Consider the following 1,821-nt stretch of genomic DNA (forward strand, 5'->3'; position numbering starts at 1 on the left):
CCTGCTGGGCGCGCAGCCAGCTGGGCACGCGGTGGGCCCAGGCGAGCAGTTGGGCCATGACGTATTGGCCGATGTTGGGCGCGTGGATGCCGCTGGCGCCGGTGATGGCGACCCCGTCCTGTTCCCAGAGCGGCGTGCCCACCAGCCCGTCAATGCCTGCCCAATGGCAGTGCAGCCAGCGCAGCGCGGGGGCCTGCTCCGGCCGGGGCAGGCGGTTGGTGGTGTAGAGGATTTCCGCCTCAGTGGTCAGGTGGTCGGGCCAGCCGGCGCTGGGCAGCGACAGACGCTCGACAGTCACCTCGGTCGAGACAGCGGCGATGCGCTCCACCAGGGGGTCGGGAATGGGGGCGGTCACCAGGATGTGTTTCTTCACTGGAAAAACTCCTGCAAGATGGATAGAAACTCGGTTTCTTCTGAGAAACCAAGTTTCTAATTCTACCTGCAACTTTGCCATTTGCCCGGCGTATAGCTTCTCAGAGATAGGGATACACTGAGTGGAGGTATCAAAATGAATGAAAAGCGTCTGATCCGTTCCCGCGATGATCGCATGTTGTTCGGCGTTTGCGCCGGTGTGGCCCACTACCTGAACATCGATCCGGTCATCGTCCGCCTGGTGGCCGTTCTCCTGACCCTGTGGAACGGCGTCGGCCTGCTGGTCTACCTTGTGTTGGCGCTGGTCATGCCCCAGGAGCCGGCCGTGGCCCCAAAGGCCAACGCCTTCGACGACGACGAGATCGTCATCAAGGGTAGCTAAACCTTGTTGCTTACCGGCTCGCCCGGCGCGGCCCGTCCGTCGGAATTCATCCGTACTGGTAGGGCGACGGCCGCGCCGGGCGCCATTCATTCGGCTTTCTTCTGGCGTTACTTTCTATCGTTTTCCAATCTCCTGCCGCCAGATGAAGCGCGAAACGGCCGAACCCGCAAGGTTCGGCCGTTTCCTTATATTAAGACTAGCCCGCTGATAACGCTGATTTAGGCGCTGATTCCCGCGGATAAGAGTCTTGGTCTCTTATCCGCGTCAATCAGCGTCCGAATCAGCGACATCAGCGGGCTATTCTTCACCATTGCCCATAGACCTGCCCTCGCTATACTTACGTGTCGCAACGCGACACTGCATAGGAAGGACAGGGACATGACATTGGTAATGAAATTCGGCGGGACGTCGGTCGGCAGCGCGGACGCCATGCGCGAGACGACCGACCTCATCCTGCAAGCCCGCGACACCTGGGGCGACGTGGCCGTCATCGCCTCGGCGATGGGCTCGCGGCCGGTCAAAGTGACCGACCTGCTGCTGCAAGGCGCGCACACCGCCTATACCGGCGACCGCGACACCTATCCCCGGCTGGCCGCCGAGATCCGCGCCATCCACTACGAGGCCATCGACGGCCTGCTCTCGCCCGAAGGGGAGCGACAACTCATCCTGGCCGAAAACGAGCGTTTCATCGAGCGCTTCACGTCGCTCTGTGGTGCGGTCAACGTGCTGGGCGAACTGACGCCGCGGGCGCTGGACGCCATCAGCGGCATGGGCGAGCAGATGAGCGTGCGCATCCTGGCCGCTTACCTGCGCGAACTGGGCTACGAGGCGGAAGCGGTGGACGCCACCGAACTCATCGTGACCGACGACAACTTCCTGGCCGCCAACCCCATCACCGCCGCCACCCGCGCCCGCACCCGCGCCCGCCTCCAGGTCTTGCTGGAACGCGGCGGCATCCCCATCATCACCGGCTTCATCGGCGCGACGGCCGACGGCGTGACCACCACGCTCGGCCGCGGCGGCTCCGACTTCAGCGCCGCCATCCTGGGCCAGGCGCTCGACGCCGA

Annotated in this window: 1 protein-coding gene and 2 pseudogenes; 2 read left to right on the forward strand and 1 reads right to left on the reverse strand. The window is 63.8% G+C overall.

Annotated elements, in window-relative coordinates:
* A pseudogene (locus tag ACE3UY_RS09900) lies at positions 1–373 on the reverse strand (hypothetical protein); the annotation flags it as partial.
* Between the two features lie 135 nt (positions 374–508).
* Between ACE3UY_RS09900 and ACE3UY_RS09905 the strand changes: the two are divergent.
* Together ACE3UY_RS09905 and ACE3UY_RS09910 are read left to right on the forward strand one after the other, a co-directional pair.
* Positions 509–754, forward strand: coding sequence for a PspC domain-containing protein (locus ACE3UY_RS09905; protein WP_374687375.1), 246 nt, complete (start codon positions 509–511; stop codon positions 752–754).
* Between the two features lie 378 nt (positions 755–1,132).
* A pseudogene (locus ACE3UY_RS09910) lies at positions 1,133–1,821 on the forward strand (aspartate kinase); the annotation flags it as partial.

It is taken from the genome of Promineifilum sp. (SeqCode) (assembly GCF_041918635.1).
Taxonomy (GTDB): domain Bacteria; phylum Chloroflexota; class Anaerolineae; order Promineifilales; family Promineifilaceae; genus Promineifilum.

What these genes read in the sequence shown, in the direction of transcription:
- ACE3UY_RS09905 (WP_374687375.1), top strand. Translation starts at nt 509, where the DNA reads ATGAATGAAAAGCGTCTGATCCGTTCCCGCGATGATCGCATGTTGTTC.